Source organism: Bradyrhizobium sp. AUGA SZCCT0431, assembly GCF_018131065.1.
In the GTDB taxonomy this organism is placed as follows: Bacteria; Pseudomonadota; Alphaproteobacteria; order Rhizobiales; family Xanthobacteraceae; genus Bradyrhizobium.
Genome location: NZ_JAFCLR010000021.1, coordinates 28,889 through 52,885, shown reverse-complemented (window position 1 = coordinate 52,885; position 23,997 = coordinate 28,889). Strand labels below are relative to the sequence as shown.

Sequence of the window (23,997 nt, the reverse complement as noted above, 5' to 3'; positions counted from 1 at the left end):
CGAAATCATGCGTATTACCCAGGGCTGCTTCTCGTTCCTGCCTGACCTCACCGACGAGCAGATCTCCCGCCAGGTCCAGTATTGCCTGGAGAAGGGATGGGCGGTGAACATCGAATTCACCGACGATCCGCATCCCCGCAACAGCTTCTGGGAGATGTGGGGATTGCCGATGTTCGATCTCCGCGACGCTGCCGGCGTGATGATGGAGCTCGGTCAATGCCGCAAGGTGTATGGCAACAGCTACATCCGCCTGTCGGCGTTCGATAACAGCCACGGCTGGGAATCGGTGCGGCTGTCCTTCATCGTCAACCGACCAAAGGACGAACCCGGCTTCCGCCTCGAGCGGCACGAGATGGCCGGCCGCAACATCCGCTACACCACGAAGTCCTATGCGGTCGATCGCCCCGAGGGCGGTCGCTACGGTTAGCTCGCCTTTTACCCCTGCCGGCCGGCGGATCTCCCTCATCGACCCCGGCCGGATGTACTGCTCCGTCGCTGCGAAAGCGGCGGCGGAGTTTTTTTCCCGAAAGGCGTTGAGGTTTGCAGATGGATTTGGATGCCTCACCAATGACAGACCGGGTCAATCTCCGCGAAGAGCTCGAGGCCGTCGGCATCGAGGATATCCTGACGCAGCTCGACCGCGAACTGATCGGGCTGAAGCCGGTCAAGACCCGCATTCGCGAGATCGCGTCGCTGTTGCTGATCGAACGTATCCGCAAGCGCATGAATCTGACGACGGACACGCCGACGCTGCACATGTCGTTCACCGGCAATCCCGGCACCGGCAAGACCACGGTGGCGCTGCGGATCGCGGGCATCCTCCACCGGCTTGGCTTCGTCCGCCGCGGCCATGTCGTCTCGGTCACCCGCGATGAGCTGGTGGGGCAATATATCGGCCACACCGCGCCCAAGACCAAGGAAGTGCTGAAAAAAGCGATGGGCGGCGTGCTGTTCATCGATGAGGCCTATTATCTCAATCGGCCGGACAATGAACGGGACTACGGCCAGGAGGCGATCGAGATCCTGCTGCAGGTGATGGAATCGCAGCGCGAGGATCTGGTGGTGATCCTCGCCGGCTATGGCGACCGTATGGAAAAGTTCTTCGCCAGCAATCCGGGCTTCCGCTCCCGCATCGCCCATCACATCGATTTTCCGGATTATTCCAATGATGAGCTGCTCGCCATCGGCGAGCTGATGCTGCACGACATGAACTACAAGTTCAGCGACGAAGCGCGCGAGGCATTCATTCGCTACATCGCCGCGCGCGTCACCCAGCCGCTGTTCTCCAACGCGCGCTCGATCCGAAACGCGCTCGACCGCATGCGGCTGCGCCAGGCCAATCGTCTCGTCGCCGATCTCGACCGCATGCTGGACGCCGACGACGTGATGTCGCTGCAGGCGTCGGACGTGCTCGCCAGCCGGGTGTTCCTGAAGGACAAGTCCTAAGACCAGAGTCCGGCGCTACGCTGTTGTTCCGTTTCGAAGCCCCATCGGTTAGCCGCCTGACGCATTCGGTATCGTTCGCTCGATCTCTCGTGCAGCGGCGATGAGGACATCAGACACTTCGACGGCACGGCGCGGACTGAGCCTGTTCCTTACCGCTGAAAGGGTGATCGCCGCCGCGGGTTGGCCATCCGGACTCCTGATCCAGGCCGAGAGCGATTTCGTTCCTTGCACGAGGCCGACGTCGCGCAAATTGTAGCCCCGGCGCCGTGCAAGCCGGATCTGCCCCAGTACCGTCGACAGGTCGGTGCGATAGGCCATGAATCTCGCCTCGTTGGCGAGGACGATCCCGCGCGCCTCCGGAGCCGGCATAGCGGCCAGAATTGCCACGCCCGCGCTGGAGACCCCGAGTGGCCGCCGCGCGCCGACCTCGATCGACAGCACCTGGATTGGATACGAGCCGATGCGGCGCGCGACGCATAGCGTATCGAGCCCGGTGCGCACCGTCAGAAACAAGGTATCGCCGAGCTGTGCGGACGCCCGCGCCAGATAAGGCTCGGCCGCGACCAGCAGCGGCGAGCGCGATTGCCGCGCCAGCGCCAATTCCGCCACCTGGCGGCCGATTGCGTAGCGTCCGGTCTGAGCGCTGCGCTCGACAATGCCTTCCTCGATCAGCACCTGCGCGATCCGATGCACGGTAGGACGGGTGAGGGACGTTGCCCGAACGACCTCCGACAACGGCACGCCGGTTTCCCGGCCGGCCGCTAGAATCCGCAAGACGGTCAAGGCGCGGCGGATCGCCTGTCCGCCCTGCTGCGGCTCCGGTCTGTCGCGCCGCCGGCCATCCGTCATCTGGGTTCATCCAATGTCCATAATGTGGACAAAAACACCACAATTCCATCGACAAGGGAAGCCCGCAGGGCAAGATCGGATCACTGGAGCGTTTTCCAGCGAAGTGGATACCGGTTCGCGTCAAGAAAACGCGTCAAATCAAGAATCCAGAGCCCCGTTCCGATTCAATCGGAACGGAAAAGGCTCTGGGCGCGATGCACGTATCGGCAGACGGGCGGCCGCTCGCACCACAACAAACAAGAGTAGCGGGTTGCTCCAGCTGCTCGCTCTCGGGAGGATGCAATGAGATTGTTCGCCATCGCCGGCATCGCGGTCACGGCATTGATCGCGGCGCTGTCGAGCACTCCGGCCGCGGCCCAGCAATGGCCGGCACGGTCGGTGAAGCTCATCGTGCCTTATCCGGCCGGCGGCAATGTCGACGGAGCCGCGCGCATCATCGCCGACAAGCTGCAAACCATGCTGGGGCAGCCCTTCATCGTGGAAAACAAGGCCGGTGCCGGCGGTCTGATTGCCGGCGAGGCATTCGCGAAATCCACGCCCGACGGCTACACCCTGTTTGTCGGCGCCAACGGACCGGTGCTGTTCGCCCCCGAGATCGCCAAGCGCGACGTCTACAACTGGAAACGTGATTTCCTGCCCATCACCTCGATCTCGATGACGCCATTGGTGCTCGAGGTGCATCCGTCGGTGGCGGCAAAGGATCTGAAGGAATTTTTCGATCTCGCCCGCCGCGAGCCCGGCAAGATGACGATGGCCTCGCCCGGCGCCGGCACCACCAATCATTTGCTCAGCGAACTCGTGCAGTCGACGCTCGGCGTCCAATGGGTGACGGCACATTACCGCGGCAACGCGCCCGCCATCAACGATCTGATCGGGGGGCAGGTGCAGTTTGCCTTTGACCAGATTTCGGTCGGACTGCCCTTCATCAAGAATGGAAATGTGCGCGCACTTGCCGTCACCGGCAGCCACCGCGCCTCATGGATACCTGACGTGCCGACCTTCGCCGAACTCGGCTACAAGGAATTCGACGGCCAGACCTTTACCGGCCTGTTCGCACCATCAGGTACGCCCGCCGAGATCGTGACGAAGCTGCACGATACGATGGCGACGATACTGAAGGATCCCGCGATCGTCGAAAAGTTCAATACGCTCGGCGCGGAGGCCGTCACGATGACGCCGGCGGCGTTCAAGAGCTATCTCGAGGCCGAGGACGCCAAATGGATCCCCGTCGTCCGCAAAGCGAATATCAAGACCGATTGAGGGACCCGCGATGCGGATCGATCCATCAGAACTCGATGCCGAGAGGGCCTACCGGCTGATCACCGGCATCGTGGTGCCGCGTCCGATCGCCTGGGTCACCAGCCTGTCGGGCGGCGGCACCGTCAACCTTGCGCCGTTCAGCGCCTTTACCTTTGTCTCGCCGAAGCCGCCGATGCTGGCGATCAGCGTCGGCCGCAAGGCCGGAATCTACAAGGATACGGCGCATAATATTCTCAACAACGAGGAATACGTCGTCCACATCGCGGATTCGAGCCTGATGACGGCGGTGCATGAGAGTTCCACCGAACATCCGCCCGATGTCAGTGAGGTCGAGGAGCTGGCGCTCGAGACGCTGCCGAGCGAGCGCATCAAGGTGCCCCGTCTGGCCGCAGCACCGATCGCGATGGAATGCCGCTTTCGGCAATGCCTCGAATTCGGCGAGACCCGCAGCCGGCTGATCGTCGGCGAAGTGCTGGTGTTCCACGTCCGCGACGGGCTGCTGCAGAACGGCAAGATCGAGACCGAGGCGCTGGACCCGATCGCACGCATCGGCGGTCCGCGCTACGCGCGGCTCGGCGAGATCGTCACCCTGAAGCCTGTGTTCCAGACCTCGAAATCCGAATCCTGAAGGAAGCCACATGCGTCTTCTGAGCTATCACGCCAACGGACGACCGTGCTTTGGCGCTGCCGTCGACGGCGGTGTCGTTGATCTGAGCAGCCGGATCGGCACCAAGTTTCCCGATTTGCGGACCCTGATCGCCGGCGACGGCCTCGAGGCCGCGCGCGCGGCCATCGCCGGACAAGCGCCGGACCATGCGCTCGGCGATCTCACATTGCGGTCGCCGATCCCGGCTCCGGAAAAGCTGTGGTGCATCGGCGTCAACTACCGGGATCGCAACGCCGAATATAAAGACAATTCCGACCTGCCGAAATATCCGAGCCTGTTCGTCCGCAACCCGTCCTCGGTGGTCGGGTCCGGCCAGCCGATCGAGAAGCCGAAAATATCCGAGCAACTGGATTACGAGGGCGAGCTCGTCATCGTGATCGGCAAGGCGGGGCGCCACATCGCGCGCGAGCGTGCCTTCGACCACATCTTCGGCATGACGCTGTGCAACGAAGGCAGCGTGCGCGACTGGCTGCATCACGGCAAGTTCAACGTCACGCAGGGCAAGAATTTCGATCGCTCCGGCAGCGTCGGGCCGTGGATCGTCACATCAGACGAATGCGATCCGCGCGGGCCGCACGATATCGTCACCCGCGTCAATGGCGAGGTGCGTCAGAGCGATTCCACCGAGCGGCTGATGTTTCCGTTCGACTTCCTGATCGCATACCTTTCCACCTTCGCGACCCTGAAGCCGGGCGACATGATCGCAACCGGCACCCCGACCGGCGCGGGCGCGAGGTTCGACCCGCCCCGCTGGCTGAAGCCGGGCGACGTGGTCGAGGTGGAATCCTCCCGCATCGGTATGCTGCGCAACGTCGTTGCCGCGGAGGCCTAGATCATGCTCGATCCGCAAACCATCGACCGCCTGGCGCAGCGCCTCGACGAAGCCGAACGCAGCAAATCGCTGATCCCTGCGTTCACGTCGGAGTATCCGGATCTGACGATCGAGGATGCCTATGCGATCCAGCGGGCGTGGACCAAGGTCCAGCTGTCGCGCGGCCGGATCATCAAGGGCCACAAGATCGGCCTGACGTCGAAGGCGATGCAGAACGCAGTAGGCATCTCCGAACCTGACTTCGGCGTGCTGTTCGCGGACATGTTCTATTCGGACGCCGGCACCATTCCGTTCGACCGTTTTCACGCCCCGCGCATCGAGGTCGAACTGGCGTTCGTCCTGAAGGCGCCGCTGAAGGGGCCGGACTGCACGCTGTTCGATGTGCTCAACGCCACCGACTACGTCACGCCCGCGCTCGAAATTCTCGAAACGCGCATGCACCGGGTCGATCCCCAAACAAAGGCGCCGCGCAAGGTCACGGATACGATCTCCGACAACGCGGCGAACGCGGCGCTGGTGGTCGGCGGCCGGCCGTTCCGGCCGCTGGAGGCCGATCTGCGCTGGATCGGAGCATTGCTGTTTCGCAATGGGCAAATCGAAGAGACCGGAATCGCGGCCGGCGTCCTCAACCACCCGGCCAATGGCGTGGCGTGGCTCGCCAACCGGCTGGCTCTCCATGACGAGCACCTGGCCGCGGGCGAGGTGGTGTTGGCGGGGTCCTTTACGCGCCCGGTCGAAATCAGCAAGGGCGATACGTTTCACGCCGATTACGGTCCATTCGGATCGGTTTCCTGCCAATTCGTCTGAGCGAATATTTATCAAAACGAGGTGTGCAAATGGCGCGACGCAAGAGCATCCATATCGGCGAGTTCAAGCATGCCAATCCAATTCCGAATGCATGCCGGATCGGCAATCTCCTGATGTCCGGCGTCATCCTCGGTCGCGATCCCGCAACCGGCGCCATGTCGGAACGCATCGAGGACCAGTGCGCCAACATGTTCGCCCACATGAAGGCCATCGTGGAAGCCGGCGGCGGCAGCACCGACGACATCATCAAGATGACGGTGTGGCTGCAGGATCGCACCCAGCGCGCGCCGGTCAATGTGGAGTGGCTGAAGATGTTTCCCGACGAGCATTCGCGCCCCGCCCGTCATGCGCTGCAAATGAACATGGACGGCGGCGCGCTGGTGCAGTGCGACTTCACCGCCGTGATCGATTGAGCCTGAAAAGAGAGACGCGCCATGCCGAGCTACCTTCCGTTCGATCCGAACCCGCGCCGTCCTTTGAGGCTGCCGCCGCCGAAGAGCATGGACAGCCAGTTTCACGTGCTGGGGCCGGTGGAAAAATATCCGGTCCGGGCAGGGGCGGCCTACCAGATGCCATCAGCGACCTGGGAGGCAGCGCTGCGCGTCCACAAGGCGCTCGGCATCGAGCGCGGCATCATCGTGCAAACCACGACCTATGGCGCCGATCATTCCGTGGTGCTCGATGGCCTGGCTGCGATGGGGCCGAACTATCGCGCCTGCGCCAACGCACTGGTCTTTGCTGAAGCCGATGACGCCTATCTTGCCAGGCTCGATGCCGCAGGTGTCGGAGGGGCGCGCTTCAGTTTCCGCAAAGAGCTTGGCGCGGTGCTGTCCGACAAGGATTTCGAGCGCGCCATCGCGCGCATCCGCGAACTTGGTTGGTATGCGAAGTTCCAGCCCGAGAAGGACGGCATCGTCGGGAATCTCGACAAGATCCGCGGGCTGAACGTACCTGTCCTGATCGATCACATGGGCCGGCCCGATCCGCTGCGCGGCAAGGACGATCCGAACCTGCGCGCGGTGCTCGACCTGCTCTCAAAGGGCAATTTCTGGGTCATGCTGTCGCTCGGCGAGAAGACCTCGAAGGCCGGCCCGCCGTGGGACGACGTCATTCCGATCGCCCGCGCCTATATCGAGGCCGCGCCCGACCGCTGCGTATGGGCCAGCGATTGGCCGCATCCGGTCTCGGTGGTCCAGCCCCCCAACGACGCCGATTTGCTGGAGCTGCTCTATCGCTACGCGCCCGATGAGGCGGAGCTAGAGAAAATTCTGGTGACCAATCCGGCCAGGCTATTTGGCTTTCACGAGTGAAGATGTTGCGCGGGTTCATGACTTCCTGGAGGCGCAAATAAGCCCCGGGGCACTTCCGGGGTGCGCCGAATCAACGCATCGGGCGAGCCGTCGAGGCCCCGGCCAAGCAGGCCACTCTCTCTAATTTCGCAATGCTCCCGGCGGCCGATAGGTTTAGACTGTCGGCAGCAGAAGTGCGCTGGCGCGTGCGCCACATGGCGATGAGAGATTTCGAATGACCGATGTGACCGAGAAAACCCCTCCCGCTTCCCCAGCCGGCGCAGCTTTCCGGCCGCATTCGTCCCATTGGGGCGTGTTTTCGGCGCGCTGGCAGGGCGATGAGCTCGAGGTTCGGCCGCATCCTGATGATCCCGATCCGAACCAGATCATCGACAACTTTCCCGGCGCCTTGCGTCATCGCGCGCGCGTCGCGCAGCCGATGGTGCGCCGCGGCTGGCTCGAAGGAAAGCGCGGGCCGGACGCGCGCCGCGGCCGCGATGAGTTCGTGCCGATGTCCTGGAAGGACGCGCTGGACCTGCTCGGCGCGGAACTCGCCCGCGTGCGGGATAATTATGGCCCGGGCGCGGTGTTCGGCGGATCCTACGGCTGGTCGAGTGCGGGCCGCTTTCACCATGCGCAAAGCCAGGTCCACCGCTTCCTGAACATCGCGATGGGCGGCTACGTCAAGTCGGTCAATTCATATAGTTCCGGCGCCGCCACCGTCGTGGTGCCCCACATCATCGGCGACTACGAGGATTTGACCAAGCGCAACGTCTCCTGGGAGCAGATCGCCGAGCACAGCGATGTCGTGCTCGCCTTCGGCGGCATGGCGCTGAAGAACAGCATGGTGGCCGGCGGCGGCACCAGCAAGCATGTCGAGCGTGGCGCGATGGCGCGCGCCGCCGCGCGCGGCTGCGAGTTCGTCCATGTGAGCCCGCTGCGCGGCGATTTGCCGGACGAGGCCCGCTCGCAATGGATCAGCAACATCCCGGGCACCGATGTCGCCCTGATGCTGGCGCTGGTGCATACACTGGTCGTTGAAGGCCTGCACGATCGCGCTTTCCTCGATCGCTTCACGGTCGGCTGGCCGGTGTTCGAGCGTTACGTTCTGGGCGAAACGGACGGCCAGCCCAAGGACGCGGCATGGGCCGCCGCGATATCAGGCGTTGCGGCCGACACCATCGTGGCGCTCGCACGCAAGCTTCACGGCCGCCGCGCGCTGATCGTGGTCTCGCACTCGCTGCAACGGGCCGAACATGGCGAGCAGCCGGTCTGGATGGGCGCGGTGCTCGCAGCAGTGCTGGGGCAGATCGGCCTGCCGGGCGGCGGCTATGCCTATGCACTCGGAGCCATCGCGTATTACGGCCGACGTTATAACGCCGTGCCGACGCCGACGCTGTCGCAAGGCCGTAACGGCGTCACCGAATTCATTCCGGTCGCCCGCATCGCCGACATGTTGCTCAACTCCGGCGGCACCTATCGCTACAACGGCAAGACCAAGACCTATCCCGATATCCGTCTGGTCTACTGGGCCGGCGGCAACCCCTTCCATCATCATCAGGACATCAATCGCCTGCGCAAGGCTTTCGCGCAGGTCGATACGCTGGTGGTGCATGAATTGGCCTGGACCGCGACGGCCCGGCATGCCGATTTCGTGCTTCCCGCGACCATGACGCTGGAGCGCGAGGATATCGGCGCCAACGCCAACGATCCCTTGCTGGTGCCGATGCAGCAGATTGCGCCGCCTTATGGTGAAGCGCGGGACGATTACGCCATCTTCTCCGATCTCGCCGAACGCCTCGGCAAGCGCGAAGCCTTTACCGAAGGCCGCAACGTCCGCCAATGGCTGGAGCATCTGTACGAGCCGACACGGCAGGGGCTGGCGGAGCGCGGTTTCCCGGCGCCGAGCTTCGACGAATTCTGGAAGAGCGACGGCCTGATCATGCCGCAACACCCCGACGATGGCGGGCAGCTGCGCCGTTTCCGCGAAGATCCGGATGGAGCGAAGCTGCCGACACCCAGCGGCAAGCTCGAGATTTTCTCGGAGACCATCGCGGGCTTTGGCGAGACGGATTGTCCGGGTCATCCGGCCTGGCTCGAGCGGGTGCAGGTGCCGGCGCCTTCGGCGCCGCTGATCCTTGTCGCCAACCAGCCGGCTACGCGGCTCCACAGCCAGCTCGACTTCGGTGGCCACAGTGCAGCCTCGAAGCATCGCGGACGCGAGGTCGCATGCATGAATCCGATCGACGCCGCCGCGCGCGGGATTTCCGATGGTGACATCATTCGCCTGTTCAACGAGCGCGGCGCGTGCCTCGCGGGTGTACGCGTCACCGACGACATCCGGCAGGGCGTCATCCAGTTGGCCACCGGCGCCTGGTATGATCCCGCCGATCCCCAGGAAGAGGCCTCGCTTTGCGTGCACGGTAATCCGAACGTCCTGACGCGGGACGTCGGCACGTCCTCTCTGGCGCAGGGCTGCACCGGGCAACTGACGACCGCCGAGGTCGAACGTTTCACCGGCAATCTGCCGCCGATCCAGGCCTACGATCCGCCCGTGACCGCGAAGCGCGGAAGCTAGGTCATGGATAAAGTCGATCTCTGCTTCACGCCGGCAACGGAGCTGGTGGACGCGATCCGCGCCAAGGAATTATCCTCCGTCGAAATCACATCGACGGTGCTGGAGCGCATCACAGCCCTTGAGCCCAAACTGAACGGCTTTGCCCATCTGGCGGCGGAAGAGGCGATGGCCGCGGCGGCGGCGGCCGACAGCGCGCTCGCCAAGGGAGATTCCCTCGGGCCGCTGCACGGCATTCCCGTCACCATCAAGGATCTCGAACCGGTGCGCGGCATGCCGTTCGAACGCGGGACCTATTTGTTCCGCGGCGAGGTCGCGTCAGCCGATAACGTCGCGGTCGCGCGGCTCCGCGAGGCGGGCGCCATCATCCTCGGCAAGACCACCACGCCCGAATTCGGCTGGAAGGGTGTCAGCCACAGTCCGCTGACCGGCGTCACGCATAATCCGTGGAAGCTCGGTTTGAACGCCGGTGCGTCTTCTTCCGGCGCGGGTGTAGGCGCTGCGGCGGGCTACGGCCCGCTCCATCAAGGCAGTGACGGCGCGGGCTCGATCCGCATGCCCGCGCATTTTTGCGGTGTCTACGGATTGAAACCGACCTACGGGCGCGTGCCGCAATCGCCGATGACGCCGAGCGATAACACCGTGCATCTCGGTCCTTTGACGCGCACGGTCGCCGACGCCGCGCTGATGCTAAAAGTGATGGCCGGCCGTCATCCCGATGATCAGTCGAGCCTTGAAGGGCCGCCGGCCGACTATCCCGGCCAGCTTGCGAACCGGCCGCGCGCGCCGCGTATCGCGTTCAGCCCGGATCTCGGCCATGCCCGCGTCGACCCTGAGGTGGCGGCGCTGGTGCGCAAGGCCGCGGAGGCGTTCGAAACCGAGCTCGGCTGGCGCATCGAACAGGTCAAGACCCCGTGGGGACCAAAAGGCCCGGAACTGGCGCGCTTTTTCTGGCCCGCGCATTACAGCCGTTACGCGGATCGCGTCGCCGAATTCCGCGACCGGCTGGATCCGGGCTTTGTCGCATGCTTCGAAGCCGGACAGCACATCACGCTGTCAGACTATCTCAAAATGAAGGTCGCAAAACTCGCCTATTGCGCGGAGATCCACCATTTCTTCGAGGACTGGGATTTCCTCCTGACACCGGCGGTGTCGGTTGCGGCATTCCCCGCCACGCAGTTACAACCCGACCACTGGCCGCAGCATCCGTGGGACTGGATGTCGTGGGCGGAGTTTTCCTATCCGTTCAACCTGGCGCAGAATCCGGCCGCGTCAATTCCCTGCGGGTTCACCGCATCAGGCCTGCCGGTCGGGCTGCAGATCGTCGGCCGGCGCTGCGACGATCTCGGCGTGCTGCAAATGTCCGCCGCGTTCGAGGCCGCACGCCCATGGGCCGCAGCGCGTCCGCCGATCGCTTGAGAAGCGCAACGGCGGAGCGCCTAGAGCTTCGGTTCTACCGAAGCTCTAGAGTCTCGTTTTGACGCGTTTTCTTAACGCGAACCGGTATCCACCCCGGATCAAGTCCGGGGCAGGCTTTCGCTCGAAAACGCTCTAAGCAACTTCCAGCGCCCGCGCGTAGGTCAGCCCTGAATTGCCGATGTGTGACGTCATCAGTGTCTCGAAGGCCGCGAGCTCGCCACGCTCGAACAGGTGGAGCAGCTTGCGGTGCTCGTCGAACGAGGCCGGTGTCTGGACGTCGACCGGTGCGCTCAAATTGGTGCGCAGCGCGGCCACGCGTCCCGATACCAGTTGATAGGACTCGACAAGATAGCGATTGCCGCAGTGCGCGAAGAAGGCCTCATGCAGCGCGGTATCCGCTCGCCCATAGGCGACGTTGTCCTTCGCCTTCAGCGCCTGCTCCATCTCCGAGATCGCGGACTGCATCGCCGCGACCGCGCCGGCGCGGTCATAACGATAGGCGAGATCGGCGGCCTTGGGCTCGATGATAATCCTGAACGCGCAAAGCGCCGAGATGTCGGCAGCGCTCGGGGTAAAGACAAAGCTGCCGACCTGCGGCCTTATCACCACGAGCCCCTGCGACTGCAGGAGACCCATCGCTTCCCGCACCGGCGTTCTGCTGACGCCGAACGATTGCGCGATCATCTCTTCGGAAATGACCGCACCCAGTCCGAATTCGCCATCGATGATGGCCTGACGCAGCCGCAGCATGACCCGCTGCGATAGCGACTTTGGTGCATCGAGCTTGAGCGATTTCATGGGCTCTCTTGCCTCCGCCTCGATCAGATCACCTTTCCGGGATTGAGCAAATGATCGGGATCGAGCGCCGCCTTCAGCGTGCGCATCAGCGCGATCTCCGCTTCGCTGCGCGCATGGCCGAGCCATTTCTTCTTCATCGTGCCGATGCCGTGTTCGGCGGAGACGCTGCCGCCCATGTCGCGCACCAGGCCGTAGATGATCGCGTCCATTGCTTCCTTCGGCTGGCGCTCGACCGGCAGGCCTGCGACCCAGGACACCAGATGCAGATTGCCGTCGCCGATATGGCCGTAATAGACGCTCTCGCATCCGGCGATGCCGCTGGCCAGTGCGGCCTTGCAGCGGCTGACGAACTCATCCATCCGCGCCACCGCAAGCCCGATATCGTAGGAAATGTGCGGGCCGAGCACTTGGCCGAATTCCGAACAGATGTCGCGCACCGCCCAGAACGCCTTGGTCTGCGCCACCGATTGCGAGACGGCGGCGTCCAGCAGCAGTCCGCGCGCCATCAGGTCTTCGAGCCATGCTTCGAACTGCGGCGCATCGATGCTCTCATCGGTGCCTTGCGCCTCCACCAGCACATAGAGACCATGACCGGTGCCGACCGGCGAGCGCACGTCGGCCCGCGCCGTAATCACCTCCCAATAGTCCGGCCACATCACTTCGAACGCCGACAGCAGCGGACCGAGCCCGCCACGCGCCGCGTCGAGCAGCGCCAGCACCGCAGGATAGTCAGCCACTGCGCAGAGCGCCGCCATGGTCGAGCGCGGTTTCGGAAACAGCCGCAATACGACGCGGGTGATGATGCCGAGCGTGCCTTCCGAGCCGATGAAGAGATGCTTCAGATCGTAGCCGGCATTGTTCTTCAGGAGCTTGTTGAGGTTGGTGACGATGGTGCCGTCCGGCAGCACCACTTCGAGGCCAAGCACCAGTTCGCGCGTCATGCCGTAACGGATGACGCGATTGCCGCCGGCATTGGTGGAAAGATTGCCGCCGATCGCGCAGGAGCCGCGCGATCCCAAATCGAGCGGAAAGAAGAAGCCGGCTTCATCCGCGGCCTTTTGAATCGTCTCCAGCGGCGTGCCGGCCTTCGCCGTCATGGTCGCGCTGGCGCGATCGATCTCTTCAATGCCGACCATTCGCTCCAGCGAAATGGCGACCCAGCCCGGTTCCGGAGAAGCACCGCCGCACAGGCCGGTCAATCCGCCTTGCGGCACGAATGGCAGCTGCGCCTTGCGGCATGTCGCGATCGCCTCAGATACGCCGGCCGCGTCCAGCGGCCGAACCACCGCGATCGGTGTTTGCGGCAGGCTCGCGCTCCAGTCGTTGCAATTTCGGGCGGGAATTTCGGCGCCGGTCAGCACCGCCTGCGGGCCGAGTTTGAGCCGCAAGCCGCTCAGCAGCTCCAGCGGTCGTTCGGGTCGCGTCATCGCATCCATGGCGGAGCCTTTGTTGATCCGTCGCGCGTCCATGCGTTTTTGGCAGCGCGGCCTGCTCAATACCGAGTTGAGGTGTTCTTGTATGTAAGGTACAACAGAAGTCAAGAAGGCCGCTTGAGGCGTCCAGATGCAATGGGAGAGGTCATGACAGCAGCAATTCGCGGGTTTTGGGCGGCTGCGCCCACACCGCTGACGGCCAGTGGGGCCGTGGATCACGCGAAGCTGGCGGGGCACGCCCTCAACCTCTTCAAAAAAGGCGTCGACGGCGTCGTGCTGTTCGGCACCACCGGCGAGGGCACCTCATTCGGTGTGGCCGAGCGGATCGCGACCGTCGAGGCGTTGCTCAAGGCCGGCGTGGCGTCGTCGCGCATCGGGCTTGGCGGCGGTTTTCCCGCCATCACCGACAGCATTGCACTGGCGCGTTCGGCGCTGAGCCTGGGATTGAACCATGTCCTGATCCTGCCGCCCTATTTCGACCGTGACGTCACGCCTGAGGGAATCGAGGATGCGTTCGCCGCGATTTTCGATGCCGTGGCTGACGACCGCCTTCGCGCCACGCTCTATCATATCCCGCAGGTGTCCGGCGTCGCCGTGCCGGTCGCGGTGGCGGCCAGTCTGCGCAAGCGCTACGGCGTTGTCGTCGCTGGTCTCAAGGACTCAAGCGGCGACTTCAGGCAATTCCAGGCGTTTCGTGCCGCCGCGCCCGAGCTTGCGATTACGGTCGGCAACGAAACCGATATCGCCCGCGCCATCGCAGCCGGCGGCGCCGGCACGATCTGCGGAATGGGCAATGTCGTGCCTGGCCTGGTTCAGGCCATGATCAACGGCGCGGGGACGGAAGCGCGCATGCAGGCCGCCATCGACGTCGTGGCGAGCGGGCCGTCGTTCCCCTCGACCTTGAAGGCAATTCTCGCCGCGCAGAGCGGCGACGCCGGCTGGCTGCGGGTGCGTCCACCGCTGCGCCAGTGCGCCGACGGCGCGGTTTTGAAGGCGAAGCTGGAGACGTTGATGAGCCCGGAGGTCGCCTGAACGTCTCAAATCAAGCCGACGTTTTGCGTGCGTACGCAACGCTTGAAGCTACCCCCGGGGCGAGGCCTGCATCCAGAAACCCGCGCGCGGCGCGGCTCTTGCTCGTGGCCGCGGCGCGGCTCTTGCATGTGGCAAGTCGTGCTCTTGCATGGAGGGTCTGTTTGATGACACCGTGCGGTCGCTTCGGGTAGGGGACACCGACCTGAACACTCTCGTTGCGTTTCGGTATTGGACTTCTCGATGCTGCTTCTGATTGCCCGGCGTCTCGGTCTCGGCCTCCTGGTCGCGCTCACGGTGATGACGCTTGCATTCATGCTGACGCGGCTGTCGGGCGACCTTGCCATTTCAATCGCCGGGCCTTCCGCGACGCAGGCCGACGTCGAAATCATTCGCAAGGCCTACGGCCTCGATCGTCCGCTCTACGTCCAGTTCTTCTCCTGGGTCGGCCGGGCCATGGTCGGCGATTTCGGCCAGAGCTACTTCTTCAAGGACAGCGTCTCCAACCTGATCGCGCGGCGCCTGCCCATCACCCTGACACTCGGCCTCGTGGGCCTGAGCCTGGCCTTGATCATCTCGATCCCGCTCGGCATCCTCGCGGCGGTCCGCGAGAACACCTGGCTCGACCGCGGTGTCACCATGTTCACGATGGTGGGGCAGGCGATCCCGAGCTTCTGGCTCGCCTTGATCCTGATGATCGTGCTCGGTCTCAATCTCGGCATCCTGCCGATTTCAGGCACCGGAACCTGGCAGCACTTCGTGATGCCGGGCATCGTGCTCGCTTTTACGGCAATCCCGGCGCTGACGCGGCTGACCCGCTCCGGCATGATCGAGGCGATGGCGTCCGACTACATCCGCACCGCGCGCGCCAAGGGCCTGTCGCGCGCGCGCATCATCTTCAAGCACGCGCTGCGCAATGCCGCGATCCCTGTGGTGTCGATCGCCGCCGTCCAGCTTGGCTTCATGCTTGGCGGCTCGATCGTTATCGAAACGGTGTTTGCGCTGCATGGCGTCGGCTATCTTGGCTGGGAGAGCATCGCCAAGAATGATTTTCCTGTCGTGCAGGCAGTGGTGCTGGTGCTGGCGGCGATCTATATCGGCCTCACGCTGCTTTCCGACATCCTCAATGCGCTGCTTGATCCGAGGCTCCGGACCGGATGAGCGAACCGATTGCAATCCATGCGCCGCTGACGTCGCGGGTCGGCGTGGCCGGCTTCACGGTCGGGATCGTCATCGTCGGCATCATCGCGGTGGCCGCGATCATCGGCAATCAGCTGGTGCCGCATGATCCCTTCACCCAGGACCTCGGCAACCGCCTCAAGCCGCCATTCTGGATGGAGGGCACCCAGGCCGGGCATCTGCTCGGCACCGATCAACTCGGCCGCGATTATCTGGCGCGGCTGGTGTACGGCGCGCGCATTTCGCTGCTGATCGGCATCATGACGGTCATCACGTCGGGACTGATCGGCATCACGCTCGGCGTGCTCGGCGGCTTCTTCGGCGGCCGCATCGACGACGCCGTGCTGTTCGCCATCACCACGCGGCTGTCGATCCCGGTGGTGCTGGTCGCGCTCGCAGTCGTGGGGCTGATGGGTTCGGGCCTTGGCCTCGTGGTCGCGACCCTCGGGCTTCTGTTGTGGGACCGTTTCGCAGTGGTGGCGCGCGCGACCACGATGCAGATTCGCAGCCTCGATTACGTCAACGCCGCCCGCTGCGCCGGCGCCTCGACCCCGCATTTGCTGATCAAGGAGATCCTGCCGAACATCGCGAGCCATCTTGCCGTGGTGGCAACATTGGAAATGGCGCTCGCGATCCTGCTCGAGGCCGCGCTGTCGTTCCTCGGCCTCGGCGTGCCGCCGCCGCTGCCGTCCTGGGGTCTGATGATCGCCGAGGGCAAGGATTACATGTTCTTTTCGGCCTGGGTGATCATGGTGCCCGGTGTCGCGCTGTTCGTCCTGGTGCTCGGCATCAACCTGGTCGGCGACGGATTGCGCAATCTGCTCGGCTCGGAGCGGTCGCGATGAGCGCATTGCTTGACATCGAGGATCTCGAAGTGATGTTCGGCGGCCGCAGCGCGGCGGTACGCGGCGCCTCGTTGCAGGTCGAGAAGGGCGAGACCCATTGCCTGGTCGGCGAATCCGGCTGCGGCAAATCGGTGACCGCGCTGTCGATCATGAACCTGCTCGCGCGCGGTGGCCGGCGCTCCGCCAAACGCATGAGCTTTGCCGGCACGGATCTGCTTTCGCTGTCCGACCGCGAGATGGCGCGCCTGCGCGGCAATCGGATCTCGATGATCTTCCAGGAGCCGATGACCAGCCTCAACCCGGCCTTTACGATCGGCTCGCAAATGGCTGAGGTGCTGACCCGCCACAAGGGCGGCTCGCGCACCGCCGCGCTCGAGCGCGCGGTCGAACTGATGGGCCGCGTCGGTATCACCGCGCCGGAGATGCGGCTCGGCCAGTTCCCGCACCAGCTTTCCGGCGGCTTGCGACAGCGCGTCATGATCGCGATGGCGTTGATGTGCGATCCCGAACTGCTGGTCGCCGACGAGCCGACCACCGCGCTCGACGTTACCGTGCAGGCCCAGATCCTGCGGCTGCTGGCGACCTTGAAGCGCGAGCTCGGCCTTGCGATCCTGCTGATCACCCATGACCTCGGCATCGTCGCCCGCGTCGCCGACCGGGTGTCGGTGATGTATGCGGGCGAGGTGGTCGAGCGCGCACCGACCGCGGAATTGTTCCGCAGCCCCCAACACCCCTATACGCGCGGACTGCTGTCCTGCGTGCCGGTGCCGGGCCGGGTGCAGCGCGACCGGCCGCTCGGCTCGATCCCGGGCGTGGTGCCGGCGATCGGACCCGGCTTTGCAGGCTGCGCGTTCCGCTCGCGCTGTTCCCATGCCGATGCCAGCTGCGAACGCGAGATTCCGCGCCGCCAGGCAGGTGGCGCGCACGACTATCTTTGCCGGCTCGCACCGGAATTCTCGGAGCCGCAGCCCGCATGAGCGTCGCGATCGAAGTCCAGAATTTGCGGTGCGAGTTCCGGGTCAACGCCGGCTGGTTCGCAGCGGAAAAACGCGTGATCGCGGTCGACGACGTTACCTTCAGCGTGCCGGCGGGCAGCGTGCTCGGCATTGTCGGCGAATCCGGCTGCGGGAAATCCACCCTCGCGCGGCTGATCCTCGGGCTGCTGAAGCCGACGGCGGGGACCGTGCTGGTCGACGGCAAGCGCCTGTTCGATCTCGACCGAAAGGCGCGGGCGCGATTGATCCAGCCGGTCTTCCAGGATCCGTTCGCCTCGCTCAATCCGCGGCACCGCATCAAGGACATCGTCGCGCTGCCATTGACCGCCCAGGGCACCTTCTCACGCGCGGAAATCGAGCGCCGGGTCGCTCAAATTCTCGAACGCGTCGGGCTTTCGGCGGCGATGGGCGAGCGCATGCCCTCGCAACTCTCCGGCGGGCAACGCCAGCGGGCGGCGATTGCCCGTGCGCTGGTGCTCGAGCCGCGGATCGTGATCTGCGACGAGCCGACCAGCGCGCTCGACGTTTCCGTGCAGGCGCAAATCCTCAACCTGCTCGCCGATCTGCGCCGCGATCTCGGACTCACCTATCTATTCATCAGCCACAATCTGGCTGTCGTGGAGCATGTCGCGAGCGAGGTCGCGGTGATGTATCTCGGTCGTTTCGTCGAGCGCAACGAAACCGACGCACTGTTTCGTGCGCCCGGTCATCCCTACACGCAGGCGTTGCTGCAAAGCGTGCTGACGCCGGAGCCGGGCCGGGGCGTGCCCGATATCGGCCTCGGCGACGCCATGCCGGATCCGGCCAATATTCCCCCGGGCTGCCGGTTCAATCCGCGCTGCGGCATCGCCGTCGAACGCTGCCGCCGTGTGGCACCAACGCCCATGGCCCGCGCGCCCCAGGGAATGGTAGAGTGCCATCTGGCATAGAGTGTGCTTGAAATCGGTCTTGCGATCGGAACCAAAGGAGGACGGCATGGGCGTGCAATTGAGATTTGGTGCGGCGATCCTCGCGGCGGCACTGGTCGGTGCCGGCGCTTCCCCGGCGCTGGCGCAGAAGTCCGCCGACACGTTGCGGATCACGATGCGCGCCGCGTTGTCGAACATCGACCCCTACTATAACAACGAGCGCACCGGCGTGGTGATGCACCACCAGGGCTGGGACGGGTTGGTCTACCGCAACCCCGAAACCTTCAAGGTCGAGCCGCTGCTCGCCACCGAGTGGAAGCTGCCGGATACGACCACGATCGAGTTTACGCTCAGGCCCGGCGTCAAATTCCACGACGGCAGCGCGTTCACCGCCGATGACGTCGTCTACACGCTCAATCTCATATCCGATCCCGCGAGCAAGGTGTCGACCCCGGCGAACTACAACTGGATCGACAAGGCAGAGAAGACCGGCGACATGTCGGTTCGCGTCAAACTCAAGCGGCCGACGCCGGCGGCGCTGGATTATTTCGCGATGGTTGTCCCGATCTACCCCAAGGCCTATCGCGAGAAGGTCGGTGCGGAAGCCTATGCCAAGGCGCCGGTCGGCGCCGGCCCCTACAAGATGACCAAGGTCGAGTCGGGCGTCTCCATCGACTTCGAACGCTTCGAGGATTATTGGGCCGGCAGCCCCAAGGGTAAAGCCGCGATCAAGAAGATGAGCGTGCGCTTCGTGCCGGATGCCGCCACCGAAATGACCGAACTGCTCTCCGGTCGTGCGGACTGGATCTGGAATCTGAACCCCGACCAGTTCGATAGCGTCAACAAGTTCCCGAATCTGGCGGCCGTGCGCAAGGAGTCAATGCGGGTAGGCTATCTCGTGCTCGACGCCGCCGGCCGCACCGGCGCCGACAATCCTTTGACCAAGCTCAAGGTGCGCCAGGCGATCTGGCACGCGATCGACCGGCAGACGATTGCCGACAAGCTCGTCACCGGCGGAAGCCGCGTTCCGGGGGCTCCCTGCTTCCCGACTCAATTCGGCTGCAACGGCGAGGCCGCGACGCTTTACGACTACAATCCCGCCAAGGCGAAGCAGCTGCTCGCGGAAGCCGGCTATCCGGATGGCTTCGAAGTCGATCTGGCCAGCTATATATTGCCGCAATGGGGCTCGGCGATTCAGAACTATCTGATGGCGGTCGGCATCCGCGCCAAGCTCAACCAGCTCCAGGTCGGCGCGCTGATACAGCGCGCGAAGGCAGGGGAACTGCGCGCCTATCTCGGCACCTGGGGCAGCTATTCGATCAATGACGTCTCGGCCTTCCTGCCGAACTTCTTTGACGGCGGCGCCGACGATTATGCGCGCGATCCGGACGTGCAGAAATGGCTGATCGAGGGCGGATCGACCAATGACGCTGAAGCGCGCAACAAGGCCTATTCGGCCGCGATCCAGCGCATCACCCAGCAGGCCTATTTCGCGCCGCTGCACACCTATGTGACGACCTACGGCTATTCCAAGCAGCTCGACTTCACCCCCTATCCGGACGAGCTGCCGCGCTTCTATCTGGCGAAGTGGAAATAGGTCGGTCGGCCGGGCTTGCGGGGTATACGACAAGCTGCCGTAGGCCTGCTCGGCTGGGCTTCGTCGCCGGACGTTGCAATATCAGCGAGATCCGCAGGTGAGATCGCGGCTTCGCAATCTTCCTCGGCGGATGGCCCAGCGTTCATGGCTGTGGCGCATTACGCGATCGAGCGCCGCCCGTGAACCAAGCGTCCTCTCGGGCATGCAGGCGATCACCGCATTGCGGTCCTCGATGCCTTGTTCGTCAACGATCCATGTCCGCATTTCCTCGCCGGCAAGCCGAGCGGCGATCCGGTCGGGCGTCGGATCAATGTCGTTTGCCACCGTCACATTCATCACGATCCGGCCACCCGGTGCCAGGCGGGAGCGGATGGCGTCGCAGGTCTCGGCATCGAACTCCTCAGAGAACAGAAATCCCGGTCCTCCGACGTCGATCGCGATGCCGTCGTAGTACCCGCGGTCATCGAATACAAATTTCCGAAAGTCGGAGACGACACAGGGCAAATCGTCCGGCAGGTCGAAAAACTTGTGTGCAAGCACGAAACTGATCGGGTTGTTGTCGACGATGGTCAAGGTCTTGCCGAGACGCCACAGCCTTGTTGCAAGAGTTCCCCCGCCGCAGCCCAAAACCAGGATTTGTTCGGAGCGGGACAGAAGCTCGTCCATGAGCTTGACATAGGTGAAGACGCTTTCGCCATCGGGCGTTGCCTGGCTTTGTCTCACGCCTTGTTCGAAGTATACGCGCGTGCCGTCCCACGAGCATTCTACGATCTCGATCTGCCCGTTCCTTCCTTGATAACGTCCCAGCAACTTCACGTCGAAAAACCAGATTAAGATTCAAGCCTTAGAATACATGTACTAAACATCCCTTATCATGTTGCGTGCAGTACGCCAACTGTTTCGGAACAGCGCACTCCTTGCGCAATAATTCGGTAAAAGGCCCGGATAGCCAGATTCGTTCCGATGGCTCGAACTCGCGTGTGATATATTTTGCATCTAAATTGATGCTTGAAGCGGTAATTAGTGCGGTGTAGACATATTTTGATGCCCATCTCACTGGAGACCGCCATCTCATGATTACGGCCAACCAACTCAGGGCGGCCCGTGCGCTCCTGAACATAGATCAGCGGCAAACTGCCGACCTTGCAGATCTTTCGGTCCCCACCATCCAACGCATGGAAGCGAGCGACGGCGTTGTCCGCGGGAACGTCGATTCCCTGATGAAGTTGATTTCAGCACTGGAGAATGCGGGGATCGAATTGATCAATCCGGGTATTGCGAGTTCGGCCGGTGGCCGCGGGGTTCGCCTCAGGGAACACGTAACGAAGCCGAAGATGAAGAACATAAAGCCGTCCAAACCTTCGCTGCCGCGGACTTTGGAACGGACTCGATGACCAAACTGGTTCTCGAACGACGAATTTCCTGATCGAGGAAGACGCCTGGGAAAAACCTTCTTGCAGGCGGCGGATTTTGGCGTCTCGAGGCGTTCAGAGGGCATTTCGAAAATCAATACGCGGCGTCGGTTGCGGCATACGCGTTTGCTCCGAAGCTGGCCACGCAGACGCTCATCAGTGCCGACCACAGCAAGGGCGCGGCCGCGTGCGGGCCAAAATGCCAGTTCATCGCCACAAGGATGGCGGGAGGCGGCTGCAGCGCAAGCGACGCGCATCCGAGAGAGGCCAAAAAAAGGCAAATCGCGAGCGTGCCGGCCAAGCGATCCGGCTCGGAAGACGACTTGAGATGCGAAGCGTGGCGGATTCGCGTGGTTGTCGATCTAGCATAGCGGTGCTTTGTCAGAGCCACGCCTGCGGCTAACACCACGTAGATCAATGGCAGCAACGAGATCAACGAGACCGCTGGGTCGCGACCGGACGCGCTGAAATCATTGTCGCGGTATTGCGCGAAAAGGATCACTAACGGCGTCATCACGAAGACGATGGCAATTTGAATGCATCCCGCGACCAAGCCCGCTTGGAATAACCGAAATGGTCTCCGGAGACTCAAGTCGAATTGGCGCTTTTGGCCGTTCGATCGAGCAAGGAGAGAAGTCCCTGCAGGATCGTAACGGGCGGCGGCGGGCAGCCGGGAACATGAAGATCGACGGGGATGATTTGCGAGACCCCTCCGACCACCGCGTAGCTGCCGGCGAAACATCCGCCATCCCTTGCGCAATCTCCCAGGGCAATGACCCATTTCGGGTCCGGGGTCGCATGATAAGTTCGTTCCAGGGCATCGCGCATGTTTTTGGTCACGGGCCCCGTGACCATCAGAACGTCGGCGTGGCGTGGCGAGGCGACGAACCGGATACCGAAACGTTCGACGTCGTAATAGGCATTGTTCAGCGCATGGATCTCCAGCTCACACCCGTTACATGACCCGGCATCTATTTCGCGGATCGAGAGGCTTCGGCCGAGGCGCCGCCGTGTGGTGCGCTGAAGCGCAGCGGCGAGTTCCTCGACTGCTGTCTCATCCAGGGTGGGGGCCTGCTCCGTGAGCGGCCTCTGGAAGAAACTTTGAAAGAGAAGTTTGCGCATCGTCTTCTCCTACAGATCCTGCCCGGAATAGGAACAGTTGAACGATTTGTTGCAGAGGGGGAAGTCGGCGACGATGTTGTCTTCAATGGCAGCTTCGAGCAGCGGCCATTGGAACCATGATGGATCGCGAAGGTGGCAGCGTTCGACCCGGCCGCTGTCGAGCCGGAGCCAGACCATGACGTCGCCCCTGAAACCTTCGACCAACGCCATCCCCTCGCGCGGTCCGGCTTCGGCACCGACCGACCCGCTTAGCGGGCCGTCGGGAAGGCGGTCCAGAATCTGGCTGGCCAGGGAAAGGCTCTGCTCGACTTCCCGAATCCGAATCCAGACGCGGGCGTTGACGTCACCCTCCTCGAGCACCGGTACCTCGAAGCGCAGATCGTCATAGGGCGGATAGCCCGGAGCCCGGCGGGCGTCGAACACGCGCCCGGACGCGCGCCCCACATACCCTCCGGCACCGTACTGTTTTGCCAGCGTAGCAGTGACGATGCCGGTACCGACGGTACGATCCTGAAGCGACGCGGTGTTGTCGTAAAGTTCGATCAATTCGGGAAATCGAACGTTGATATTATCGAGCGCCGTACGGATGGCTGCTTGTCCCTTGGCGTCGAGATCGCGAGCCAATCCACCGGGAACGATGACGTCCCGCATCAGGCGGTGACCAAAGGCGCTGTTCGCCGCGCGCAGAAGGTCCTCGCGCAGCACGTTGCAATGGGCCTGCATCAAGCCGAAGGACGCGTCATTGCAGATCGCGCCGATGTCGCCGAGATGGTTGGCGAGCCGTTCGAGTTCCGCAAGCAGCGCCCGCAGCCAGACCGCGCGATCCGGAACGACAAGTTGCAGCGCTGCCTCGACGGCCCTCGAAAAGGCGTAGGCATAGGCGACGGTGCTGTCGCCCGATACGCGTCCGGCCAATTGAGCGGCGCGCTCGATAGGTGCGCCTCGCATCAGCCCCTCGATACCCTTGTGGGTATATCCCAGCCGCTGTTCCAGCCGCACCACGGTTTCCCCGCTGGCGGAAAAGCGGAAATGTCCGGGCTCGATGATGCCTGCATGCACGGGCCCGACCGCAATCTGATGCACGCCATCGCCTTCCACCGGCAGAAAACGGTAGGGCGCCGTCATCGACAAGGCGTCGATGCGATCTCCAAGCGGGAACCGTACGCCCCAACGGTTGTGATCGAGCCAGCGGCGGGTGTCGGGCAAGTCTTCCGCGGATAATCCGAACAGGTCGTTGACGGTACGCTCCAATCGAAGCGCCGGCGGGTGGTGCTTGCTGACTGAGGGATAAACGCGATTGGGGCAATCGAGGCTGACGACCGCGATTTCCGTCGTGTCGCGGTCGATGATCGCCATGTGTACCGCCGAGGCTTCACCCCAAAGGCCGAGCAGGCTCCAGCGCCCCTGTGCCAGCTCGTTGGCGGCAAACGCCCAAACGGAAGCATCGACCACGGTGCGTGGCCAAGGCATGTGCTGCGGGATTTTGCGGCCTTCCAGCATCAGATCGATCAGCGATGGCATATCCCGTTCATCCC

24 protein-coding genes are annotated in these 23,997 nt (G+C 63.6%); 17 read left to right on the top strand and 7 right to left on the bottom strand.

Annotated features, from left to right (window positions below; all coding sequences use genetic code 11):
- Positions 1–7 precede the first annotated feature (7 nt).
- Both JQ567_RS21270 and cbbX read left to right on the top strand, forming a co-directional pair.
- A complete protein-coding gene (locus tag JQ567_RS21270; RefSeq protein ID WP_212032722.1) occupies positions 8–427 on the top strand; it encodes a ribulose bisphosphate carboxylase small subunit in 420 nt (139 codons plus the stop codon).
- A 140-nt stretch (positions 428–567) separates the two neighbouring features.
- Positions 568–1,446 carry a CbbX protein gene (gene cbbX / locus JQ567_RS21265; RefSeq protein WP_212440597.1) on the top strand — a complete coding sequence of 293 codons (879 nt, stop codon included), beginning with the start codon at positions 568–570 and terminating at the stop codon, positions 1,444–1,446.
- A gap of 48 nt (positions 1,447–1,494) precedes the next feature.
- Here the strand turns inward: cbbX and JQ567_RS21260 are convergent, their stop codons facing one another.
- Positions 1,495–2,295 (bottom strand): IclR family transcriptional regulator, encoded by an 801-nt coding sequence (locus JQ567_RS21260; protein ID WP_212440596.1) that lies wholly within the window; start codon positions 2,293–2,295, stop codon positions 1,495–1,497.
- Positions 2,296–2,577: 282 nt separating this feature from the next.
- On the opposite strand from JQ567_RS21260, the gene JQ567_RS21255 reads away from it, so the two are divergent.
- From JQ567_RS21255 to JQ567_RS21220, 8 genes are all read left to right on the top strand, one after another.
- A complete protein-coding gene (locus JQ567_RS21255; RefSeq protein ID WP_212440595.1) occupies positions 2,578–3,555 on the top strand; it encodes a tripartite tricarboxylate transporter substrate binding protein in 978 nt (325 codons plus the stop codon).
- A gap of 10 nt (positions 3,556–3,565) precedes the next feature.
- The gene (locus JQ567_RS21250) at positions 3,566–4,183 is read left to right on the top strand and encodes a flavin reductase family protein (protein WP_212440594.1); all 618 of its coding nucleotides are present in this window, start codon (positions 3,566–3,568) and stop codon (positions 4,181–4,183) included.
- Positions 4,184–4,193: 10 nt separating this feature from the next.
- Positions 4,194–5,054 (top strand): fumarylacetoacetate hydrolase family protein, encoded by an 861-nt coding sequence (locus JQ567_RS21245; RefSeq protein WP_212440593.1) that lies wholly within the window; start codon positions 4,194–4,196, stop codon positions 5,052–5,054.
- Between the two features lie 3 nt (positions 5,055–5,057).
- Complete coding sequence (hpaH, locus tag JQ567_RS21240) at positions 5,058–5,861, top strand: 2-oxo-hept-4-ene-1,7-dioate hydratase (protein WP_212440592.1); 804 nt, start codon at positions 5,058–5,060, stop codon at positions 5,859–5,861.
- Between the two features lie 29 nt (positions 5,862–5,890).
- On the top strand, positions 5,891–6,274 hold the full coding sequence (locus JQ567_RS21235) for a RidA family protein (RefSeq protein WP_212440591.1): 384 nt from the start codon (positions 5,891–5,893) through the stop codon (positions 6,272–6,274).
- Between the two features lie 21 nt (positions 6,275–6,295).
- Entirely contained in the window at positions 6,296–7,171 is an 876-nt protein-coding gene (locus JQ567_RS21230) for an amidohydrolase (RefSeq protein WP_212440590.1), read from the top strand.
- Positions 7,172–7,385: 214 nt separating this feature from the next.
- On the top strand, positions 7,386–9,728 hold the full coding sequence (locus JQ567_RS21225; protein ID WP_212440589.1) for a molybdopterin guanine dinucleotide-containing S/N-oxide reductase: 2,343 nt from the start codon (positions 7,386–7,388) through the stop codon (positions 9,726–9,728).
- 3 nt (positions 9,729–9,731) lie between these two features.
- Positions 9,732–11,144 carry an amidase gene (locus tag JQ567_RS21220; RefSeq protein WP_212440588.1) on the top strand — a complete coding sequence of 471 codons (1,413 nt, stop codon included), beginning with the start codon at positions 9,732–9,734 and terminating at the stop codon, positions 11,142–11,144.
- A 132-nt stretch (positions 11,145–11,276) separates the two neighbouring features.
- Here the strand turns inward: JQ567_RS21220 and JQ567_RS21215 are convergent, their stop codons facing one another.
- Together JQ567_RS21215 and JQ567_RS21210 are read right to left on the bottom strand one after the other, a co-directional pair.
- Entirely contained in the window at positions 11,277–11,942 is a 666-nt protein-coding gene (locus JQ567_RS21215) for a GntR family transcriptional regulator (protein ID WP_212440587.1), read from the bottom strand.
- Between the two features lie 23 nt (positions 11,943–11,965).
- Positions 11,966–13,378, bottom strand: a complete 1,413-nt coding sequence (locus JQ567_RS21210; RefSeq protein WP_212440662.1) for an FAD-binding oxidoreductase — start codon at positions 13,376–13,378, stop codon at positions 11,966–11,968.
- 144 nt (positions 13,379–13,522) lie between these two features.
- Here JQ567_RS21210 and JQ567_RS21205 point away from each other — a divergent pair, with 144 nt between their 5' ends.
- From JQ567_RS21205 to JQ567_RS21180, 6 genes are all read left to right on the top strand, one after another.
- A complete protein-coding gene (locus tag JQ567_RS21205; protein WP_212440586.1) occupies positions 13,523–14,407 on the top strand; it encodes a dihydrodipicolinate synthase family protein in 885 nt (294 codons plus the stop codon).
- Positions 14,408–14,647: 240 nt separating this feature from the next.
- Complete coding sequence (locus tag JQ567_RS21200) at positions 14,648–15,565, top strand: ABC transporter permease (RefSeq protein ID WP_212263424.1); 918 nt, start codon at positions 14,648–14,650, stop codon at positions 15,563–15,565.
- Complete coding sequence (locus JQ567_RS21195; RefSeq protein WP_212440585.1) at positions 15,562–16,428, top strand: ABC transporter permease; 867 nt, start codon at positions 15,562–15,564, stop codon at positions 16,426–16,428. Before JQ567_RS21200 ends, JQ567_RS21195 begins: the two co-directional genes overlap by 4 nt.
- Positions 16,425–17,405 (top strand): ABC transporter ATP-binding protein, encoded by a 981-nt coding sequence (locus JQ567_RS21190; RefSeq protein ID WP_212440584.1) that lies wholly within the window; start codon positions 16,425–16,427, stop codon positions 17,403–17,405. Before JQ567_RS21195 ends, JQ567_RS21190 begins: the two co-directional genes overlap by 4 nt.
- Entirely contained in the window at positions 17,402–18,352 is a 951-nt protein-coding gene (locus JQ567_RS21185; protein WP_212440583.1) for an ABC transporter ATP-binding protein, read from the top strand. Before JQ567_RS21190 ends, JQ567_RS21185 begins: the two co-directional genes overlap by 4 nt.
- A gap of 46 nt (positions 18,353–18,398) precedes the next feature.
- A complete protein-coding gene (locus JQ567_RS21180; protein WP_212440582.1) occupies positions 18,399–19,928 on the top strand; it encodes an ABC transporter substrate-binding protein in 1,530 nt (509 codons plus the stop codon).
- An 81-nt stretch (positions 19,929–20,009) separates the two neighbouring features.
- Here the strand turns inward: JQ567_RS21180 and JQ567_RS21175 are convergent, their stop codons facing one another.
- Complete coding sequence (locus JQ567_RS21175; protein WP_312017441.1) at positions 20,010–20,744, bottom strand: class I SAM-dependent methyltransferase; 735 nt, start codon at positions 20,742–20,744, stop codon at positions 20,010–20,012.
- 257 nt (positions 20,745–21,001) lie between these two features.
- Between JQ567_RS21175 and JQ567_RS21170 the strand changes: the two genes are divergently transcribed.
- The gene (locus tag JQ567_RS21170) at positions 21,002–21,322 is read left to right on the top strand and encodes a helix-turn-helix transcriptional regulator (protein WP_212440581.1); all 321 of its coding nucleotides are present in this window, start codon (positions 21,002–21,004) and stop codon (positions 21,320–21,322) included.
- 112 nt (positions 21,323–21,434) lie between these two features.
- Here the strand turns inward: JQ567_RS21170 and JQ567_RS21165 are convergent, their stop codons facing one another.
- From JQ567_RS21165 to JQ567_RS21155, 3 genes are read right to left on the bottom strand one after another with little or no spacing between them, the layout of a single operon-like run.
- Positions 21,435–21,893, bottom strand: a complete 459-nt coding sequence (locus tag JQ567_RS21165) for a hypothetical protein (protein WP_212440580.1) — start codon at positions 21,891–21,893, stop codon at positions 21,435–21,437.
- Positions 21,894–21,928: 35 nt separating this feature from the next.
- Positions 21,929–22,462: an NADH-quinone oxidoreductase subunit B family protein gene (locus JQ567_RS21160; protein WP_212440579.1), complete on the bottom strand. Its 534-nt coding sequence runs from the start codon at positions 22,460–22,462 to the stop codon at positions 21,929–21,931.
- Between the two features lie 9 nt (positions 22,463–22,471).
- Positions 22,472–23,983: an NADH-quinone oxidoreductase subunit C gene (locus tag JQ567_RS21155; protein WP_212440578.1), complete on the bottom strand. Its 1,512-nt coding sequence runs from the start codon at positions 23,981–23,983 to the stop codon at positions 22,472–22,474.
- Positions 23,984–23,997 lie beyond the last annotated feature (14 nt).

What these genes read in the sequence shown, in the direction of transcription:
- JQ567_RS21270 (WP_212032722.1), top strand. Translation starts at nt 8, where the DNA reads ATGCGTATTACCCAGGGCTGCTTCTCGTTCCTGCCTGACCTCACCGAC.
- cbbX (WP_212440597.1), top strand. Translation starts at nt 568, where the DNA reads ATGACAGACCGGGTCAATCTCCGCGAAGAGCTCGAGGCCGTCGGCATC.
- JQ567_RS21260 (WP_212440596.1), bottom strand. Translation starts at nt 2,295, where the DNA reads ATGACGGATGGCCGGCGGCGCGACAGACCGGAGCCGCAGCAGGGCGGA.
- JQ567_RS21255 (WP_212440595.1), top strand. Translation starts at nt 2,578, where the DNA reads ATGAGATTGTTCGCCATCGCCGGCATCGCGGTCACGGCATTGATCGCG.
- JQ567_RS21250 (WP_212440594.1), top strand. Translation starts at nt 3,566, where the DNA reads ATGCGGATCGATCCATCAGAACTCGATGCCGAGAGGGCCTACCGGCTG.
- JQ567_RS21245 (WP_212440593.1), top strand. Translation starts at nt 4,194, where the DNA reads ATGCGTCTTCTGAGCTATCACGCCAACGGACGACCGTGCTTTGGCGCT.
- hpaH (WP_212440592.1), top strand. Translation starts at nt 5,058, where the DNA reads ATGCTCGATCCGCAAACCATCGACCGCCTGGCGCAGCGCCTCGACGAA.
- JQ567_RS21235 (WP_212440591.1), top strand. Translation starts at nt 5,891, where the DNA reads ATGGCGCGACGCAAGAGCATCCATATCGGCGAGTTCAAGCATGCCAAT.
- JQ567_RS21230 (WP_212440590.1), top strand. Translation starts at nt 6,296, where the DNA reads ATGCCGAGCTACCTTCCGTTCGATCCGAACCCGCGCCGTCCTTTGAGG.
- JQ567_RS21225 (WP_212440589.1), top strand. Translation starts at nt 7,386, where the DNA reads ATGACCGATGTGACCGAGAAAACCCCTCCCGCTTCCCCAGCCGGCGCA.
- JQ567_RS21220 (WP_212440588.1), top strand. Translation starts at nt 9,732, where the DNA reads ATGGATAAAGTCGATCTCTGCTTCACGCCGGCAACGGAGCTGGTGGAC.
- JQ567_RS21215 (WP_212440587.1), bottom strand. Translation starts at nt 11,942, where the DNA reads ATGAAATCGCTCAAGCTCGATGCACCAAAGTCGCTATCGCAGCGGGTC.
- JQ567_RS21210 (WP_212440662.1), bottom strand. Translation starts at nt 13,378, where the DNA reads ATGGATGCGATGACGCGACCCGAACGACCGCTGGAGCTGCTGAGCGGC.
- JQ567_RS21205 (WP_212440586.1), top strand. Translation starts at nt 13,523, where the DNA reads ATGACAGCAGCAATTCGCGGGTTTTGGGCGGCTGCGCCCACACCGCTG.
- JQ567_RS21200 (WP_212263424.1), top strand. Translation starts at nt 14,648, where the DNA reads ATGCTGCTTCTGATTGCCCGGCGTCTCGGTCTCGGCCTCCTGGTCGCG.
- JQ567_RS21195 (WP_212440585.1), top strand. Translation starts at nt 15,562, where the DNA reads ATGAGCGAACCGATTGCAATCCATGCGCCGCTGACGTCGCGGGTCGGC.
- JQ567_RS21190 (WP_212440584.1), top strand. Translation starts at nt 16,425, where the DNA reads ATGAGCGCATTGCTTGACATCGAGGATCTCGAAGTGATGTTCGGCGGC.
- JQ567_RS21185 (WP_212440583.1), top strand. Translation starts at nt 17,402, where the DNA reads ATGAGCGTCGCGATCGAAGTCCAGAATTTGCGGTGCGAGTTCCGGGTC.
- JQ567_RS21180 (WP_212440582.1), top strand. Translation starts at nt 18,399, where the DNA reads ATGGGCGTGCAATTGAGATTTGGTGCGGCGATCCTCGCGGCGGCACTG.
- JQ567_RS21170 (WP_212440581.1), top strand. Translation starts at nt 21,002, where the DNA reads ATGATTACGGCCAACCAACTCAGGGCGGCCCGTGCGCTCCTGAACATA.
- JQ567_RS21160 (WP_212440579.1), bottom strand. Translation starts at nt 22,462, where the DNA reads ATGCGCAAACTTCTCTTTCAAAGTTTCTTCCAGAGGCCGCTCACGGAG.
- JQ567_RS21155 (WP_212440578.1), bottom strand. Translation starts at nt 23,983, where the DNA reads ATGCCATCGCTGATCGATCTGATGCTGGAAGGCCGCAAAATCCCGCAG.